The organism is Streptomyces sp. NA02950 (genome assembly GCF_013364155.1).
Taxonomy (GTDB): domain Bacteria; phylum Actinomycetota; class Actinomycetes; order Streptomycetales; family Streptomycetaceae; genus Streptomyces.
The window spans coordinates 8,833,633-8,850,504 of the sequence record NZ_CP054916.1 but is presented as its reverse complement, the minus strand read 5'-3'; the positions used below and the strand labels follow the sequence as shown (position 1 = coordinate 8,850,504).

General features: G+C 71.2%; 13 protein-coding genes. 8 read left to right on the top strand and 5 right to left on the bottom strand.

Features of this window, described 5'->3' with window-relative positions; all coding sequences use genetic code 11:
* Positions 1 to 89 precede the first annotated feature (89 nt).
* Both HUT19_RS38065 and gndA read left to right on the top strand, forming a co-directional pair.
* Positions 90 to 581: a hypothetical protein gene (locus HUT19_RS38065; RefSeq protein WP_176185397.1), complete on the top strand. Its 492-nt coding sequence runs from the start codon at positions 90 to 92 to the stop codon at positions 579 to 581.
* A gap of 178 nt (positions 582 to 759) precedes the next feature.
* Positions 760 to 2,196 carry an NADP-dependent phosphogluconate dehydrogenase gene (gene gndA / locus HUT19_RS38060; protein ID WP_176185395.1) on the top strand — a complete coding sequence of 479 codons (1,437 nt, stop codon included), beginning with the start codon at positions 760 to 762 and terminating at the stop codon, positions 2,194 to 2,196.
* A gap of 56 nt (positions 2,197 to 2,252) precedes the next feature.
* Here the strand turns inward: gndA and HUT19_RS38055 are convergent, their stop codons facing one another.
* Positions 2,253 to 3,620: an MFS transporter gene (locus HUT19_RS38055; protein WP_254886011.1), complete on the bottom strand. Its 1,368-nt coding sequence runs from the start codon at positions 3,618 to 3,620 to the stop codon at positions 2,253 to 2,255.
* Positions 3,621 to 3,676: 56 nt separating this feature from the next.
* Positions 3,677 to 4,828 carry an XdhC/CoxI family protein gene (locus HUT19_RS38050; RefSeq protein ID WP_176185393.1) on the bottom strand — a complete coding sequence of 384 codons (1,152 nt, stop codon included), beginning with the start codon at positions 4,826 to 4,828 and terminating at the stop codon, positions 3,677 to 3,679.
* Positions 4,829 to 4,878: 50 nt separating this feature from the next.
* On the opposite strand from HUT19_RS38050, the gene HUT19_RS38045 reads away from it, so the two are divergent.
* The 5 genes from HUT19_RS38045 (at position 4,879) to HUT19_RS38025 (ending at position 10,461) form a co-directional block, all read left to right on the top strand.
* Entirely contained in the window at positions 4,879 to 5,472 is a 594-nt protein-coding gene (locus HUT19_RS38045) for a 2Fe-2S iron-sulfur cluster-binding protein (protein WP_176185391.1), read from the top strand.
* A complete protein-coding gene (locus tag HUT19_RS38040) occupies positions 5,469 to 6,470 on the top strand; it encodes a xanthine dehydrogenase family protein subunit M (RefSeq protein WP_176185389.1) in 1,002 nt (333 codons plus the stop codon). Before HUT19_RS38045 ends, HUT19_RS38040 begins: the two co-directional genes overlap by 4 nt.
* Positions 6,467 to 8,632, top strand: coding sequence for a xanthine dehydrogenase family protein molybdopterin-binding subunit (locus HUT19_RS38035; protein WP_176185387.1), 2,166 nt, complete (start codon positions 6,467 to 6,469; stop codon positions 8,630 to 8,632). The genes HUT19_RS38040 and HUT19_RS38035 overlap by 4 nt, the downstream gene beginning before the upstream one ends.
* 10 nt (positions 8,633 to 8,642) lie before the next feature.
* Positions 8,643 to 9,290: a TetR/AcrR family transcriptional regulator gene (locus HUT19_RS38030; protein ID WP_176185385.1), complete on the top strand. Its 648-nt coding sequence runs from the start codon at positions 8,643 to 8,645 to the stop codon at positions 9,288 to 9,290.
* A gap of 277 nt (positions 9,291 to 9,567) precedes the next feature.
* Positions 9,568 to 10,461: a lysozyme gene (locus HUT19_RS38025; protein ID WP_176185383.1), complete on the top strand. Its 894-nt coding sequence runs from the start codon at positions 9,568 to 9,570 to the stop codon at positions 10,459 to 10,461.
* Between the two features lie 3 nt (positions 10,462 to 10,464).
* Here HUT19_RS38025 and HUT19_RS38020 read toward each other — a convergent pair whose 3' ends face one another.
* The 3 genes from HUT19_RS38020 to HUT19_RS38010 form a co-directional block, all read right to left on the bottom strand.
* On the bottom strand, positions 10,465 to 11,085 hold the full coding sequence (locus tag HUT19_RS38020; RefSeq protein WP_176185380.1) for an extensin: 621 nt from the start codon (positions 11,083 to 11,085) through the stop codon (positions 10,465 to 10,467).
* 229 nt (positions 11,086 to 11,314) lie between these two features.
* Positions 11,315 to 12,559 carry an acyltransferase gene (locus HUT19_RS38015; RefSeq protein ID WP_176185378.1) on the bottom strand — a complete coding sequence of 415 codons (1,245 nt, stop codon included), beginning with the start codon at positions 12,557 to 12,559 and terminating at the stop codon, positions 11,315 to 11,317.
* Entirely contained in the window at positions 12,556 to 14,850 is a 2,295-nt protein-coding gene (locus HUT19_RS38010) for a glycosyltransferase (protein WP_254886010.1), read from the bottom strand. The genes HUT19_RS38015 and HUT19_RS38010 overlap by 4 nt, the downstream gene beginning before the upstream one ends.
* A gap of 784 nt (positions 14,851 to 15,634) precedes the next feature.
* On the opposite strand from HUT19_RS38010, the gene HUT19_RS38005 reads away from it, so the two are divergent.
* The gene (locus tag HUT19_RS38005; RefSeq protein ID WP_176185374.1) at positions 15,635 to 16,819 is read left to right on the top strand and encodes an FAD-dependent monooxygenase; all 1,185 of its coding nucleotides are present in this window, start codon (positions 15,635 to 15,637) and stop codon (positions 16,817 to 16,819) included.
* Positions 16,820 to 16,872 lie beyond the last annotated feature (53 nt).

The window sequence follows — 16,872 nt, the reverse complement described above, 5'->3', positions numbered from 1 at the left end:
AGCCGGTTCCTCGTATGCCTGGGTGGGCGCGTCCTGGCAGCGGGGCGCGCGTCGCGCCGCGCAGGACGATCGAGACCGGAGGACCGCATATGAACGACCGGTTCAACCCGCCCATCCAAGCCCTCCCCGACGGAGAGGCAGAAGTCCGGCTGGAACTCCATCTGCCCTGGGAGGTCGTCGCCGCGCTCGGTCAGGAGGCGGGACGGCTGGCTGCCCAGCTGGGGCGTCCGGTGAGCCTGGACGAGTCGGTGAGCCACCGGCTGCGCAACCAGTTCGGCCCGGGTGCCCACGCCAAGCACCCCCAGGAGCGCAGCCAGCCCGCGGCCGGCGCGGGCCACACACCGGCGCCGCTCGCCGCCCGCTCCCCCGGTGAGCAGGCCCGGCAGGCGATAGAGAAGATCAACGGCTCGACCTCGTCGCCCCACGGCAGCGGGACGGGGTCGGGGTCCGCGGAGACCCCGGCCGGGCCCCAGCCGGTCCCGGTCCGTGAGTCGGCGCCGGCCGACGCCCGGGGCATCCTGGAGCGCCCCACCCGGGCCACCGGAACCGTGAACGGCACCGCGTCCGAGATGCCGAGATAGCGGATTCCGTCCGCTCATGGATACGAGGGCACCGTCCGCGGGGGACGGCGGCCCTCGTATCCATGGTCCGGGGCCGTGCTCTTCCGCGTCGTGAGTGGCGGCCGGGCGGGGTACCCGGGACGCTGTGCGCACGGCGCGTATCCGAGACGACGACAGACACAGGCAGGAGTGGCCAACCATGGCGGAGCAGGCTCACATCGGTGTGACCGGACTGGCGGTGATGGGCAGCAATCTGGCCCGCAACTTCGCCCGGCACGGCCACACGGTGGCCGTGCACAACCGGACGCCCGCGCGGACGAGGGCGCTGGTGAAGGAGTTCGGCGACGAGGGCCACTTCGTGCCCGCCGAGACGGCCGAGCAGTTCGTGGCGTCGCTGGAGCGCCCGCGGCGCCTGGTGATGATGGTCAAGGCGGGGGCGCCGACCGACGCGGTGATCGAGGAGTTCGCGCCGCTGCTGGAGCCGGGCGACATGATCGTCGACGGTGGCAACGCGCACTTCGAGGACACCCGGCGCCGTGAGGCCGCGCTGCGCGAGCGCGGGCTGCACTTCGTCGGCTCCGGCATCTCCGGCGGCGAGGAGGGCGCGCTGCACGGCCCGAGCATCATGCCGGGCGGTTCGAAGGAGTCGTACGAGGCGCTGGGCCCGCTACTGGAGGACATCTCCGCCAAGGTGGACGGCACGCCCTGCTGCACCCACATCGGCCCGGACGGGGCCGGACACTTCGTGAAGATGGTGCACAACGGTATCGAGTACGCCGATATGCAGCTGATCGCGGAGTCCTACGACCTGCTGCGGCGCGCTCTGGGCATGGCACCGGGCGAGATCGCGGAGGTGTTCCGCACCTGGAACGGCGGGCGCCTGGAGTCGTATCTGATCGAGATCACCGCGGAGGTGCTGGCGCACACCGACGCCGTGACCGGCAAGCCCTTCGTGGATGTGGTGCTCGACCAGGCCGAGCAGAAGGGCACCGGCCGCTGGACCGTACAGACCGCGCTGGACCTGGGCGTTCCGGTGAGCGGGATCGCGGAGGCGGTGTTCGCGCGTTCGCTGTCCGGCCACGCGGATCTGCGGGACGCGGCGCAGGGGCTGCCGGGTCCGTCGGGGAAGGGGCTCACGGGCGCGGCGGCGGAGCGGTTCGCCGACGATGTCGAGCAGGCGCTGTACGCGTCGAAGATCGTGGCGTACGCGCAGGGCATCCACCAGATCCAGGCGGGCAGCCAGGAGTACGGCTGGGACATCGACCCGGGCGCGGTGGCGCGGATCTGGCGCGGCGGCTGCATCATCCGGGCGCGGTTCCTGAACCGGATCACCGAGGCGTACGCACAGGAGCGGACGCCGGTGACCCTGTTGACCGCCGAGTACTTCGCCGAGGCGCTGGGCGCGGCGCAGGACGCCTGGCGGCGGGTGGTGTCCACCTCGGCCGAGCTGGCCGTACCGGCTCCCGGGTTCTCGGCGGCGCTGGCGTACTACGACGCGCTGCGCTCCGAGCGGCTGCCGGCGGCTCTGGTCCAGGGGCAGCGGGACTTCTTCGGTGCGCACACCTACCGGCGCACCGACCGCGACGGCTCGTTCCACACGCTCTGGGGCGGGGACCGCGGCGAGCGCCCGGCCTGAGCGGTGCCGGTCGTGCACACCTCCGCCAGATGGGGGTGTGCACGGCCGGGACCGGCTCAGGCGGCGTAGCGCCGGAAGGAGGGCACGGCGGCGGCCAGCCCCAGGGTGCCGACGGCGACGAGCAGCCCGCCCGCGGTGACCGCGGCGCGCGCGCCGATCAGGGAGCCGACGGTGCCGTGCAGCAGGTCGGCGACGCGTGGACCGCCCGCCACCACCACGGTGAACACGCCCTGCATCCGGCCGCGCATGTCGTCGGTGGCCGCGGACTGGAGGATCGCCCCGCGGAACACCATGGACACCATGTCGGCCACACCCGCCAGCGCCAGGAACGCCACCGCCCACCACAGATTGGCGCTGAGCCCGAATCCGGTGATGGCCACGCCCCAGGCCACCACGGCGGCCGTCACCATCAGGCCGTGGCGGCGGGCCCGGGAGAAGGTGCCCGACATCAGTCCGCCGGTCACCGCGCCGAGGGGGATCGCGGCGAAGAGCAGTCCGAGCGCGAACCCCTCGCCCCAGGGGGCGTAGGTGTGTGCGGCGAGTTGCGGGAACAGGGCCCGGGGCATCCCGAAGACCATGGCGATGATGTCCGCGAGGAAGGACAGCAGCAGGATCCGGTGGTTGGCGATGTAGCGGAAGCCGTCGGCCACGTCCCGCCATCCGGCCCGCCGCCTCGCCCCGTCGGTCCCCTCCCCCGAGGGCTCGGTGAGCGGCGGGATCGCGGGCAGCCGCCAGACGGCCCACAGCGCGACGCAGAGCGCGATGGCGTCGGTCAGATAGAGCACCGGCAGCCCGAGCACGGGAATCAGGGCGCCCGCGAGCAGCGGGCCGACGATCATGCCTGTCTGGGCCACGGTGGACTGGAGCGCACCGGCCGCGGGCAGTTCGTCGGCCGGGACGAGACGGGCGATGGACGCCTGCCGGGCCGGGGAGTTCATCCCGAAGAAGCCCTGCTGGGCGGCGAGCAGCACCATGAGCAGCGCGACGGAGTCCAGCCCGGCGAAGGACTGGGCCCAGAAGAGCACCGAGGTGACGGCGATGCCCGCGTTGGTGATCAGCATCAGGGTGCGCCGGTCCATGCGGTCGGCGATGACCCCGCCCCACAGCGCGAAGACCACCAGCGGCAGCAGTCCCGCGAAACTGGCGTAGCCGACCCAGGCCGAGGAGCCGGTGATGTCGTAGATCTGCTTGGGCACGGCGACGGCGGTCAGCTGGCTGCCGACCGCGGTGACCGTCGTGGAGCTCCACAGCCGCCGGTAGGGGCGGTGGCGCAGTGGCCGGGTGTCCATCACCCAGCGGCGCCAGCCGGTCTTCGGCGGAACAGTGTAGTCCTCAGGGGTGGCGGTGCCGTCCGCGGGGGTGTCTGTGCTGTCGTCGGTGTTGTGGGCGGTCTCCACGGTGGTGGTGTGTCCTCCTGCGTCCATGTGCCCATCGGTCGGAGACCATTGTGACCACCGCCCGGAACGGCGGTGACACCGTCTCAGCCTCCGGCCGCCGAGGACATCGGACGGTCGCCGTGGATCCGGCCGCTGAGCGAGGTGAGACGGGTGCCGCTGCCGCCCCAGCGGTCGGCGATGATCTCGGCGGCGATGCTGACCGCGGTCTCCTCGGGGGTCCGGGAGCCCAGGTCCAGGCCGATCGGTGAGGCGAGCCGGGCCAGCCGGTCCTCGCCGAGCCCGGTGGCGCGCAGCCGCCGCAGCCGGTCGTCGTGGGTGCGGCGGGAGCCCATGGCGCCGACGTACGCCAGCGGGAGCCGCAGCGCCTCCTCCAGCAGGGGCACATCGAACTTGGGGTCGTGGGTGAGGACACAGACCACGGTGCGCTCGTCCACCCGGCCCGCCTCCGCCTCGGCGCGCAGATAGCGGTGCGGCCAGTCGGTCACCACCTCGTGTGCCTCGGGGAAGCGGCGCTCGGTGGCGAACACCGGCCGGGCGTCGCAGACCGTGACGTGGTAGCCGAGGTAGACGCCCATCCGGGCCATCGCGGCCGCGAAGTCCACGGCGCCGAAGACCAGCATCCGGGGCGGCGCGGCGTGGACCGCCACGAACAGGCTCAGCTCCTCGTCGGTGCGGGTGCCGTCGTAGCCGTAGGCCAGGGTGCCGGTGCGGCCGCCCGCCAGCAGTCCGCGCGTGTCCTCGGTGACGGCCGCGTCCAGCCGTGCCGAGCCCAGTGAGCCGGAGGTGCCGTCGGGCCGGACCACCAGCCGCCGTCCCAGCCGCCCGTCCGGATCGGGGCCGGTGACGGCCACACAGGTCACCTCTGCCACCGGCTCCCCGGCGGCCACCGCCTCGGCCACTTCCCCGAACTCCGGGAAAGCATCGGGGTCGACACGTTCCACGAAGACATCCATGATGCCGCCGCAGGTCAGCCCGACCGCGAAGGCGTCGTCATCGCTGACCCCGTAGCGCTGGAGCACCGGGGTGCCTCCGGCGGTCACCTCCTGGGCCAGTTCGTAGACGGCCGCCTCGACACAGCCGCCGGAGACACTGCCCACCGCGGAGCCATCGGGTCCGACCAGCATGCTCGTACCGGGCGGCAGCGGCGAGGAGCGCCAGGTCGCGACCACCGTGGCACGGGCGAAGGGCTCGCCCTCACGCCACCACCGGTGCATCTGAGCTACGACATCTCGCATGGAACCCCATTCTCCTCGCACCCGATGTAAGACGTTGATACATTCAATGTATGAGCCTCTCACATCACTCACCGAGCAGTGACATCACTTTGCGGATCAATGGCACGGCCCACCCTCTGACCATCGACAACCGGACGACGCTGCTCGATGTACTGCGCGAGCGGCTCGGTCTGACGGGCACGAAGAAGGGCTGTGACCACGGCCAGTGCGGTGCCTGCACCGTGCTGATCGACGGCGAACGGGTGAACAGCTGCCTGATGTTCGCGGTGGCCGCCGAGGGGCGGGAGATCGTGTCGATCGAAGGCGTGGCGGAGCTGGACGGCGGCACCGGACTCCACCCCGTGCAGAGGGCCTTCCTCGACCACGACGGGCTCCAGTGCGGCTACTGCACCCCGGGTCAGATCTGCTCGGCCATCGGCGCCCTCGACGAGGCCCGGCGCGGCTGGCCGAGCCATGTCACCGAGGACACCGCGGCGGGCGTGGCCGACGTGACGGAGCTGGACGCGCAGGAGGTGCGCGAGCGGATGAGCGGCAATCTGTGCCGCTGCGGCGCGTACAACGGAATCGTGGAAGCCGTCCTGGAGGCCGCGGGCGCACCCGGCACCGACACCGCCACCACGAGCACGGCCGGGGGCGCGCGATGAAGGAGTTCGCGTACGCCCGCGCGGGCGACGCCCAGGAGGCGGCCGCGCTGATCGCGCAGCGGCCCGACGCCACCTATCTCGGCGGCGGCACCAATCTGGTGGACCTGATGAAGCTGGGGGTCACCGACCCGGGACTGCTGGTGGACGTGTCCCGGCTGCCGTACGACCGGATCGAGCACCGCGACGACGGCTCGGTGCTGATCGGCGCCACGGTGCGCAACGGCGATCTGGCGGGCGACCCGGGGATCCGGACTCGCTTCCCGCTGCTGTCCCAGTCCCTGCTGTCGGGCGCCTCCGGGCAGCTGCGCACCGTCGCCACGGTGGGCGGCAATCTGCTCCAGCGCACCCGCTGCGTCTACTTCCAGGACGTGACCAAGCCGTGCAACAAGCGTGAGCCGGGGACGGGGTGTCCGGCGGTTCAGGGCGCCCACCGCGATCTGGCCGTGCTGGGCACCTCCGACCACTGTGTGGCCTCCCATCCGTCCGACATGGCGGTGGCGCTGGTGGCGCTGGACGCGGTGGCCCATCTGCGGTCGGTGGACGGTGCCACCCGCACCGTGCCGGTGGCCGAGCTGTACCTGCTGCCCGGTGACACCCCGGAGCGGGAGACCGTCCTGGAGCACGGCGATCTGATCACCGCCGTCGAACTGCCCGCGCCGCCGCCCGGCGCTGCGATGCGCTACCGCAAGGTCCGGGACCGCTGGTCGTACGCCTTCGCCCTGGTCAGCGTGGCCACGTCGGTGTCGGTCGCCGACGACGGCTCACTCACGGATGTCCGGATCGCGCTCGGCGGAGTGGCGCCGCGGCCATGGCGCGCGAGCGTCGCCGAGGAGCGGCTGCGGGGACGGCGGCCGGACGAGGAGACGCTGCGCGAGGCGGCGCGGGCCGAACTGGCCGCCGCGCGCCCGCTCCCCGACAACGCCTTCAAGGTCGATCTGACCGTGGATCTCATCGTCGCGGGCATCCGCGACCTCATCGCGAGGAAGGACCGCGCATGACCACCATCGAGCGGACGGTCGGCGCCCCGATGACCCGGGTCGACGGCCTGGACAAGGTGACCGGGGCCGCGCGCTACGCCTATGAGTTCCCCACCCGGGACGTCGGCTATGTGTGGCCGGTGCAGGCCACCGTCGCCCGCGGCCGGGTGACCGGGGTGGACGCCGCTCCGGCGCTGTCCCGGCCGGGTGTGCTGGCGGTGCTGGACTCCGCGAACGCCCCGCGGCTGAACGCGGAGGCCGAGGTGGGCGCGGACCTGTTCGTGCTCCAGTCCCCCGAGGTGGCGTACCACGGCCAGATCGTGGCCGCGGTGGTGGCCACCTCGCTGGAGGCGGCGCGCGAGGGCGCCGCGGCGGTGCGGGTGAGCTATGAGCAGCAGCCGCACGATGTGGTGCTGCGCGCCGACGACGAGGCCGCCGAGATCCCCGAGACGGTGACCGACGGCACCCCGGGCTTCGTGGAGCGCGGCGACACCGACGCCGCGTGGGCCGCCTCCCCGGTCCGCGTCGACCACGTCTACACCACACCGGTGGAGCATGTGAGCCCGATGGAGCCGCACTCCACGATCGCGTTGTGGGACGAGGACCGGCTGACCCTGTACAACTCCGACCAGGGCCCGTTCATGAGCGCCCAGTTGCTGACCGGGCTCTTCGGGCTCGAGGACGGCGCGGTGGAGGTCGTGGCCGAGTACATCGGCGGCGGTTTCGGGTCGAAGGGAATTCCGCGCTCCCCCGCGGTCCTGGCCGCGCTGGCGGCGCGGGCCGTGGACCGGCCGGTGAAGATCGCGCTGACCAGGCAGCAGATGTTCGCGCTCATCCCCTACCGGGCGCCCACGATCCAGCGGGTGCGGCTCGGCGCCGAGCGGGACGGCCGGCTGACGGTGATCGAGCACGAGTCGGTGCAGCAGCGGGCGCGGCTGGTGCCGTTCGCCGACCAGACGGTGACCTCGTCGCGGATGATGTACGCCGCGCCCAGCGCCCGGACGACGGTGAAGGTGGCGCCGCTGGATGTGATGACACCGGCCTGGTTCCGCGCCCCCGGCCACACCCCGGGCATGTTCGCGCTGGAGTCGGCCATGGACGAACTGGCCGAAGAGCTGGGCATGGACCCGATCGAGCTGCGGATCCGCAATGAGCCGGAGCTCGACCCGGACACCGGCAAGCCGTTCAGCAGCCGCAACCTGGTGGAGTGTCTGCGCCAGGGAGCCGCCCGGTTCGGCTGGGAGCGGCGCGATCCGGCGCCGGGGGTCCGGTGTGAGGGGCGCTGGCTGGTGGGCACCGGGGTGGCCGCCTCGCACCACCCCGACTACACCTTCCCCTCCTCCGCGCTCGCGCGTGCCGAGCCGGACGGGACATTCCTGGTCCGGATCGGCGCGGCCGACCTCGGCACCGGCGCCCGTACGGCGATGACGCAGGTCGCGGCGGACGCGCTGGGCATTGCGCCGTCGCGGCTGCGGCTGGAGATCGGCCGTGCGTCCCTGGGCATGGCCCCGTTCGCCGGTGGCTCACTGGGCACCGCGTCCTGGGGCTGGGCGGTGGACAAGGCGTGCCGGGCGCTGCTGAAGGAGCTGGACGCCTACGGTGGTGTGGTCCCGGACGGGGGTCTGGAGGTGCGGGAGGACACCACCGAGGACCTGGGCAACCGGCCGGAGATGTCCCGGCACACCTTCGGCGCCCAGTTCGCCCAGGTGCGGGTGGACCGTGACACCGGTGAGATCCGGGTGGACCGGATGCTGGGGATGTTCGCGGCCGGACGCATCATCAATCCGCAGACGGCGCGCTCGCAGTTCCTGGGCGCCATGACGATGGGTCTGTCGATGGCCCTGCTGGAGATCGGGGAGGTCGATCCGGTCTTCGGCGACTTCGCCAACCACGACTTCGCGGGCTATCACATCGCCGCTCACGCCGATGTGCCCGAGCTGGAGGTGGCGTGGCTGGAGGAGCGGGACAACAGCCCCAATCCGGTCGGTGGCAAGGGCATCGGCGAGCTGGGCATCGTGGGCTCGGCGGCGGCGATCGCCAACGCCTTCCACCATGCGACGGGGCAGCGGGTGCGCGATCTGCCGATCCGTCTGGAGCGCTCGCGCGAGGCCCTGCGGACGGCCCGGGCCGAGGACGGAAAGCGCAGGCCGGAGGGGGGCGGACCGGAGAGCCGGGTCGGATAGGGTCGGTCGGATGGCAGCCACCGGGAAGGGACGCGACACCTACCACCACGGCGATCTGGCCGCCGCGCTGGTGCAGGCGACCCTGGAGATCGTCGACGAGGTCGGGGTGCGTGGCTTCTCCGTCGCGGAGGCCGCGCGCCGCACCCGGGTGAGCCCGGCGGCGCCGTACCGTCACTTCACCGACCGTGACGCCCTGCTCGCGGCCGCCGCCCTGGAGGTCTCGCGGCGGCTGCGGGCGATCCACGAGGAGGCCGTCGCCACCGTCGGCACCCCGCAGGAGCGACTGGCCACGGTGGCGGGCAGCTATGTGCGCGCGGCTGCCCGCTACCGCAGCGCGTTCGACATCCTCAACGTTCCCGGACTGCGCGCCACCCGCCCCGAACTGCGAGACGCCACCCGGGAGTTCGTCGATCTGCTGCTGCCGAGCGCCTTCGAGGTGCTGCCGCCCGGCCGGGGGCCGGAGACCGCGGTGGCGCTGCTGGACGCGCTGCACGCACTGGGCCGGGGTTATGTGACCCTGCTGCTCGACGGCAAGTTCGGCGATCCCGGCGAAGTGGCGGAGGCCATCGCCACCCGTGCCACCCGGGCGGCGCGGGCCCTGGTGGCGGGGTACAGCGGAACGGACGGACCGCCGGTCGACGATGCCCCGGCGTGCTGAGAAATTCGACCACTGCCACGGATGGCGGAACATGGCACGAAATTCTCTGACCAGAACGTGAATTCACGGTTTCCCCCTGTATAGCGGGCCATGCTTCCCCTGGGTCACTGTGATGCGCTACGGAAACCTCTCATTCGGCTTCCCTTTCGCGGATCTACGCGCCTACCTTCGAATGCGGAACGAAGACACCGTTTTCCGGCCGGCCGGTCCGGTCCGTCGGATCGGCGGTGTCTTCGCAGCTGCTCTCCCCCACGGAGCACCCATTCCGGAGGAATACATGTCCTTAAAATCCGGTAAGGGCGCGCATCGGGCCCCTTCCCCGCTGCGTTCGCCCTACGCCCTCGGCGGACTGGGAATCGCGGTCACCGCCGCCGTCCTCGCCACCCTGATGCCCGCCATGGCCTCGACGGAGTCCCCCGGCGGCGGACCCGGTTCCGGAAGCTCATCGCCCCCGCCACTCGCGCATCCCGAGGGGGACTGGATGGGCTCGACCATCGCCGACCACGAGGCCACCGACCCCGACGCCACCCCCAAGGCCACGCTCGCGGCCGGTGTGGAGGGTGTGGACGTCAGCAACCACCAGGGAAGGGTCGACTGGGCCGCCCTCTGGAACTCGGATGTCCGGTTCGCCTACGTCAAGGCCACCGAAAGCACCGGCTACAAGAACCCCTCGTTCTCCGCGCAGTACAACGGTGCCGCCGAACAAGGCATGATCCGCGGCGCGTATCACTTCGCACTGCCCAACCGGTCCGGTGGCGCGGCCCAGGCGGACTACTTCGTGGACAACGGAGGCGGCTGGACGGACGACGGCATCACCCTGCCCCCCGTCCTGGACATGGAGTACAACCCGTACGGAACGGCCTGTTACGGCCTGACCCAGGCCCAGATGGTCGACTGGATCAAGGACTTCAGCCGGAAGGTCGCAACGCGGACCGGCCGCGCTCCGGTGATCTACACCACCACCAGCTGGTGGACGAGCTGCACCGGCAACAGCCCGGATCTGGCGGACAATCCGCTGTGGCTGGCACGTTACGCCGGCACTCCCGGACCGCTGCCGGCCGGCTGGCCGTCCCACACCCTCTGGCAGTACACCGCGACCGGGCCGGTGGTGGGCGACCACGACCGGTTCAACGGCGATCTGGCCGCCCTCAAGGCCCTCGCCACGGGGTAGCCGTCAGCCGCCGAGCGCACCGCCGATACCGCCGACCACACCGTCGAGGGTGTCGCCGACGCCGTCCACCACTTCGCCCACGACACCCTTGCCGTGCTCGCCCGTGGGCTGCGGCGACTGCGGCTGCTCACTCGGTCCGTCCGAGGGGCCGGTCGGGTCGTCGCTGGGGGCCTGGCTCGGTTCGGTGGACTCGGTGGGCACCTGGTCGCCCCGCTGGGCCGCCCGCAGGGGGGTCTGCGAAGGACTGACCTCCGGGGAGTCCGCGGACGGGGTGCCGGGCTTGGCGTGGCGTCCGCCACCCTCGTTCCGCGTACCGCTACCGGACGCGGTGTCCGAGGTGTCCGGCGTGTTCGGGGTGTCCGGGGTGTCCGCCACCGGCTTGGGCTCCGTGGAGGCGGACGGGGTGACGTGGCTTCCGGTGGGTGTGTTGTCCTCGGTCGGATCGACGTCCGGGGACTGCTTCTGCTGCGAGTTCACATCGGAGCGCGCCTCGACGGACCGGTCACCGCCGGTCGAGGAGTGGAGGCCGAAGGCTATGGTGCCCGCCACACCGAGGGCGGCGGCCGCCTTGAGCGTGGTGGCGCGCGCCTGCTGCGCAGGAGTCGGTCGGCTGTGTCGGCCCATCGTGTCGCTGTCTCCCCGTTGTGCGTGGCTTTGTGCGTGTGGCGCGGACGGCTGATTGCGGCGCACCAGTAAAGCCTGATCACAGGGGTGAAAGACAGCCCGATGCGCAGCTGTTACACACTGAACAACACGGCGGATGGTATCCCGCGGCCGCGCCACGCGCAGCGGGCGGGGGGTACATGGTGTGCGGTTCCCGGTGTGCGGTGGCCACACACCGGGAACCGGGCATTCACGACCGGGCGGCCACTTCCGGATAGAACTCCCGTGGACGGCCGCGGGAATCCTTCAGCCGCGCCAGCAGACTCGCCGGATACTCGATGGCCCAGTAGCTCACCAGCGCCACGGGGACGGCCACCGCGAGCACCACCACCACGGCGAGGGGGAAGCCCGTCCGGCCCGACGGAGGCAGCAGTCCGCCCCGGTAGAGTGCCAGCATGATCGGCTCATGCCAGACGAAGAGGCTGTAACTGGCCATTCCCACCGTGGTGAGCCAGCGGGTGGTCAGCCACGCGCTCCACCGCGCGTGGCGCCGTACGTGAACGGTGCTGAACAGCAGCACGGTCCACAGCAGGGCGGACAGCGGGTGATAGAAGGTGGTGGCGGGATCCTCCGCCTTCTCACCGGTCAGCGACAGGGTGTACAGACCCGCCACCGCGGCCAGCCGCAGTGTGATCGCCACCCGCGGGCCGCGCTTTCCGCGGTCGCCGAGCGCGACGGCCGCCACCGCGAGCCCCATGCCCGCCGCGAACCCGCCGAAGCGGGCCTGCGGCCCGAAGTACACCGGCCACTCGGTGTGCGGCACATGGAACCCGTAGCGGGCCACCGCGATCCAGGCGAACGGACCGATGTACAGCAGCGCGCACCCCGCGGCGCACACCGCCACCCGCGCCGACCTCCGGTTCAGCGGCCGGGTGGCACGGGCGGCCAGGGGGCCGAGCGCCACCAGCGCGAAGTAGAACATGATCTCCAGCGACAACGACCAGGTGGGGCCGATGGTGTAGAAGATCTGTTCCTTGTCGAACACCTGGGTGAAGGTGAGGTGGCGGACCAGGTCCGTCCACTCGCCGGGCAGCGTCGGATTGCGCATCGCCCAGATGAACGCGACCGCCAGGAAGTACAGCGGCACGATCCGCACCGCCCGCCGGAAGAGGAAGCTACGGGCGGGACGTGTCGACGCCCCGTCGATCGCCGCCTTCGCGTACGACAGCGTCAGCAGGTACGCGGACAACACGAAGAAGAAGTCGATCACCTCCAGCGAGACCAGCGCGTTCGCGTACCGGTTGGCCACCGGCGGGTGCGAACCGTCCCGGTCGTAGGTGAAGTACTGCTGCCAGACGTGGAAGACGACCGTGGAGAGTGCGGCCAGCCCGCGGAACCCCTGGATCTCTCCGTTGCGGTCACGGGCGGGCTTGTCCGGCCGCTTCGACGTGGCGGACGGGGCGGGGCGGACCGACGCCGTGGACACCGTGCTCACGAGCGGGCCACCGCCTTGCCCTCAGCGGGTCGCGGGGTGACCCGCCACTGACGGTCCCGCAGCACCTCCTTCAGCAGCGCCTGCCGGGCCACGATGTTCTTGAAGTGGCTGTAGAAGAGGGTGGACACCAGCAGGTACCGCCAGAACCACGCCTTGCGGCGGCGGAGTTCGGGGACGGCCAGCCGCCATGCGAACAGCGCCTGCACCACTCCGGCGGACAGCGTGAGCAACGTGGCCAGCAGGCAGATCGGCACTGTCCAGTCGAGCTGGTCCACACCGCCCGCGCGCCACGCCGAGTACAGCAGCACGGGCAGGATCTGGAGGGTCAGCCAGGGCTGGATCTCACGCCACCCCAGCAGCACCACCAGCCCGGCCTTCTGACGGACGGTGAACGCCTTGGAGCGCAGCGCCCGGCGCAGATACTTCAGCGACACCTGGAGCCAGCCCTGGGCCCAGCGGGAGCGCTGGTTCCACAGCGCCTTGAGGGTGGTGGGCGCCAGCTCACGGGAGACGAGGGTGCGATCGGTGGCGATCCGGGCGCCCTCGTGCAGCGCGCGCATGGTGGAGTCGATGTCCTCGGTGAGCATCGTGCCGTGCATCCGGGTACGGGCGAGCAGATCGGTGCGCCAGAACCCGTTCGAACCGCCGAACACACCGAAGGTGTAGAGCCGGGTGCGGCCGGGGTGGCTGACGGCGTAGATCCCCTCGAACTCCACGCCCACCAGCTTCGACACCCATGAGCTGTCACCGTTGCGGACCACACAGTGGCCCTGGACGACGTCATAGCCGCCTGAGAGCCAGTGCCACGCGTGCTGGAAGGCGTCGGGGGCCGGGTGGTGGTCGGCGTCGAAGATGCCGACCACCTCACCGCGCACCCGGGTGACCGCGGCGTTGATGTTCTGGGCCTTGGAGGTGCTGCCCGCCACCGGCAGCAGCACCAGCCGGGGGTCGCGGCGGGCCATCTCCCGCAGGGTGTCCTCGATGGGCATCGGGTGCGGGGTGTTGTACGCGAGCACGATCTCCAGCTCGCTGGGGTACTCCAGGCGCAGGAACGACTCGACGGTGTCCACGATGGTGGCCGCCTCGTTCGGCAGATAGGCCGCGATGACCGCGCTGGCCGGTGGATACGGCTGTGCGGGGTGCTCGGGGCGGGGAGTGGCGTCGAGTGAGAAGAGGCACTCCAGCACGATCATCCCGGCGGAGAGCACCAGGCCGGACACCACCACCCAGTACGCCGCCGAGCCGACGTCCCAGCCCAGCTGGTACATCTGCTGGTAGAACACGAACGGAATGCCGACACCGAGCACCAGCACCAGTAACGGCGACAGCGCGGAGAGCAGTCCTCGGACGGCCTGGGCGAGGGCGCGGCGGTCACGGGGGGCGCCGCGCATCCACGCCGCGTATTTGACCGGCCGCAGATCGCGGTGGCGCATCGCCTCGTTGACCGCGTCCCGGGCCCACTGCACGGCCAGCCCGTGGTCGGAAGCGCCGGCCAGCGGGATCCAGCCGATCGCGGGGGTCAGCCGGACGTTCTCGTCGGCCACGACAAACCGGGTACCGGCCACCGCGTTGGCGAACTTCTGGAGCCTGTCGCGTGCGGTGTCCTCGTCGACACCGGGCATGAGGATCAGCAGACGGCCGTCGTCGTCCCAGCCGAGCCGGTCGCAGAACTCGTCCAGCTTCTCGGCCACTCCAGCCAGCCGCTCGGCCACCTCCCGGCGTACCCGCGAGCCCAGCCGGGCTTCGAGGGCCGTCATCTCGGCCACGGCCACCATGGCCACCACACCACCGGTGCGGCTGGTCTCCACCCGCCGCAGCTCCCGGTCGAGTTCGCCGAGGAAGTGGCGCTGGGAGTACAGCCCGGTGCGCGGGTCCAGCAGCAGGTTCTCGACCGGCACCGGAACACGGCGCAGCTTGGCCTCGATCCGGGCGGACAGTTCCACGGGGTCGGAGCTGTCGGATACGCAGTCGTCGGCGCCCCCGCGCAGCAGGTCCGCCACATCGTCCGGACCGGGGGTGGTGGTGACCATCACCAGGGGAAGGGCCCGGCCGGCGGGGGCGGCGCGGACCTCGCGTATCAGATCCAGACCGTGCCGGGTGTCATCGAGGGCGACGATGGCGTCCGGTGGCGATTGCCGCACCTGGCGGTCGACGTCGCCGGGCACCGCGTGGCTCACCTCGTGCCCGGTCGACCGCAGGGTGTGGGTCAGCTGGTCGAGCCGCGGTCCGGGGGTACCGACCGCCAGCACGTGACCGCTCTGGCCCGGTGTGCCGTTACGGGGGGCAGGCACGGCCCGTGGAAATGTTTCGCGTGATCGTGGCTGGTGCGAAATGAGCACCTGATCCGTTCCTTTCTCACAGATGTGCGTCACCGAACGGCCATGGGCAAGCCGGCTCACCGGCCGGGCGGGAACAGACCGCTGGGCCCGTCGTGGCCGCGGACGGGCAGGGCCGGAGGAGGGCATCGCCGAGGAGGCCGACACGCCGGGGTGGGGGCGGCGGACACGTGGAGGTGCCGCCGCGGGCCCGGACGGGGCCGGTCTCGCGGTGGACTGCCGTTCGGCGGGGACTTCGGGGCGGCTACGCCGTGGCCATGACCGGTCCGCGCGGGGAGAGGTGAGGTCTCCGGCGGGGTCTGGGACAGGCGCGCGCTGCGGCGTCAGGCCCTCGGGACACGCGAACGTGCTCCAGTGAAATCATCATGTGGTCCCATCCTGTTCGGATCGTGGGGGGCGGACCGAACATCACCAGTGCGACCGTACCGCCGTTTTTGGTCTCGCCGGTCGGAAACACCAGTTTCATCGATCACAGTGGAACCACACAACACATCGACGTAACACTCTCATTAATGGCTCACTTCCCCATGATGTCCCCACTCGACACGGTGTGCGGTGTCCAACTCCATTGTGCGGTGGCGTGTCGAGCGTGGGGAAGACGTGTCGGTGAAGTGCCGATGCGACGTCGGTGTCCGTCGGTGCGCCGTCGGCACGTCGTCGGTCCGGTGTCGGTGGCCTGTCGGTGTGTTCCAGCAGCCTTCACATGTCAGTGAGAACCGTGGCTGAAACGGAGAACACCATGCGCAGGACGAGGATTCTGATTTCCGGTGCCAGTATCGGCGGACCCGCGCTGGCCTACTGGCTGGACCGGTACGGCTTCGAGGTCACGGTGGTCGAACGGGCCGCGGGGCTGCGCCCGGGCGGGCAGGCGATCGATGTGCGGGGGCCGGCGCTCGAGGTGTGCGACCGCATGGGTGTGCTGGCCGGGATTCGCCGCCGGAGCACGGGGCTGCGGGGGATGTCGGTGGTCGACGACGAGGGCAAGGAGCTGTTCAGCACCACTGACTGGACGGCCAGCGGCGGGGATATCGACAGCCCCGATGTGGAGATCCTGCGGGACGATCTGGCCGCGATCCTCTTCAGTGCCGGTGGCAACGGGATCGAGTACCTCTTCGACGACTCGATCGCCTCGATCGTCCAGGGCGGTGACGAGGTGGCCGTCACCTTCCACCGTGGCGCCAAGCGCTCCTTCGACATCGTGGTGGCCGCGGACGGTGTGCACTCCAGCACCCGGGCGATGGTCTTCGGACCGGAGGAGGACTTCCTGCGCCACCTCGGTGTCTATCTGGGCGTGTGGACGGTGCCGAACTACCTTGAGCTGGACCGCTGGCAGGTGATCTACCGGACCCGTGGCAATGCCTGGGGCGGGATGGTGATGAGTGTCCGGGACAACACCGAGGCCCGTGTGTTCATCGGCTACAACTCGGACGAGCCGCCCACCCGGGTCCTCCGCGACTCGACGGTGTCGGACCGGAAGCGGCTGGTGGCGGAGGCATATGCGGACGCGGGCTGGGAGATGCCACGGATGCTGGAGTACATGTGGGGCGCCCCCGACTTCCACTTCGACTCGGTGTCCCAGATCCGGATGGACTCCTGGTCACGCGGGCGGGTGACGCTGCTGGGCGACGCGGGCTACTGCGGTTCACCGCTGTCGGGTCAGGGCACCAGCATGGCGCTGATGGGTGCGTATGTCCTGGCGGGTGAGCTGAAGGCCGCGGACGGGGATCACACCACGGCCTTCGCCGCCTACGAGCGGGAGCTGCGTGACTACATGACGGACCATCAGGACTTCGCGCTGTCCAACAAGGAGCGGATGGATGCCCGGATGGCAGACGACCCGGCCATGCTGAGCCCGGAGGCGATGGCTGACGGGAGGGCCGAGGCCAAGGGGTTGGTCAACTCGTACACCCTGAAGGACTACTGATGCGGGCCTCCCGTCCCGGCCGGAGCACCCGGCCGGGACGGGAGGCCCGCGCT

Bases quoted from the DNA above. Each gene is read 5' to 3' on its own strand.
- HUT19_RS38065 (WP_176185397.1), top strand. From the start codon at position 90: ATGAACGACCGGTTCAACCCGCCCATCCAAGCCCTCCCCGACGGAGAG.
- gndA (WP_176185395.1), top strand. From the start codon at position 760: ATGGCGGAGCAGGCTCACATCGGTGTGACCGGACTGGCGGTGATGGGC.
- HUT19_RS38055 (WP_254886011.1), bottom strand. From the start codon at position 3,620: ATGGACGCAGGAGGACACACCACCACCGTGGAGACCGCCCACAACACC.
- HUT19_RS38050 (WP_176185393.1), bottom strand. From the start codon at position 4,828: ATGCGAGATGTCGTAGCTCAGATGCACCGGTGGTGGCGTGAGGGCGAG.
- HUT19_RS38045 (WP_176185391.1), top strand. From the start codon at position 4,879: ATGAGCCTCTCACATCACTCACCGAGCAGTGACATCACTTTGCGGATC.
- HUT19_RS38040 (WP_176185389.1), top strand. From the start codon at position 5,469: ATGAAGGAGTTCGCGTACGCCCGCGCGGGCGACGCCCAGGAGGCGGCC.
- HUT19_RS38035 (WP_176185387.1), top strand. From the start codon at position 6,467: ATGACCACCATCGAGCGGACGGTCGGCGCCCCGATGACCCGGGTCGAC.
- HUT19_RS38030 (WP_176185385.1), top strand. From the start codon at position 8,643: ATGGCAGCCACCGGGAAGGGACGCGACACCTACCACCACGGCGATCTG.
- HUT19_RS38025 (WP_176185383.1), top strand. From the start codon at position 9,568: ATGTCCTTAAAATCCGGTAAGGGCGCGCATCGGGCCCCTTCCCCGCTG.
- HUT19_RS38020 (WP_176185380.1), bottom strand. From the start codon at position 11,085: ATGGGCCGACACAGCCGACCGACTCCTGCGCAGCAGGCGCGCGCCACC.
- HUT19_RS38005 (WP_176185374.1), top strand. From the start codon at position 15,635: ATGCGCAGGACGAGGATTCTGATTTCCGGTGCCAGTATCGGCGGACCC.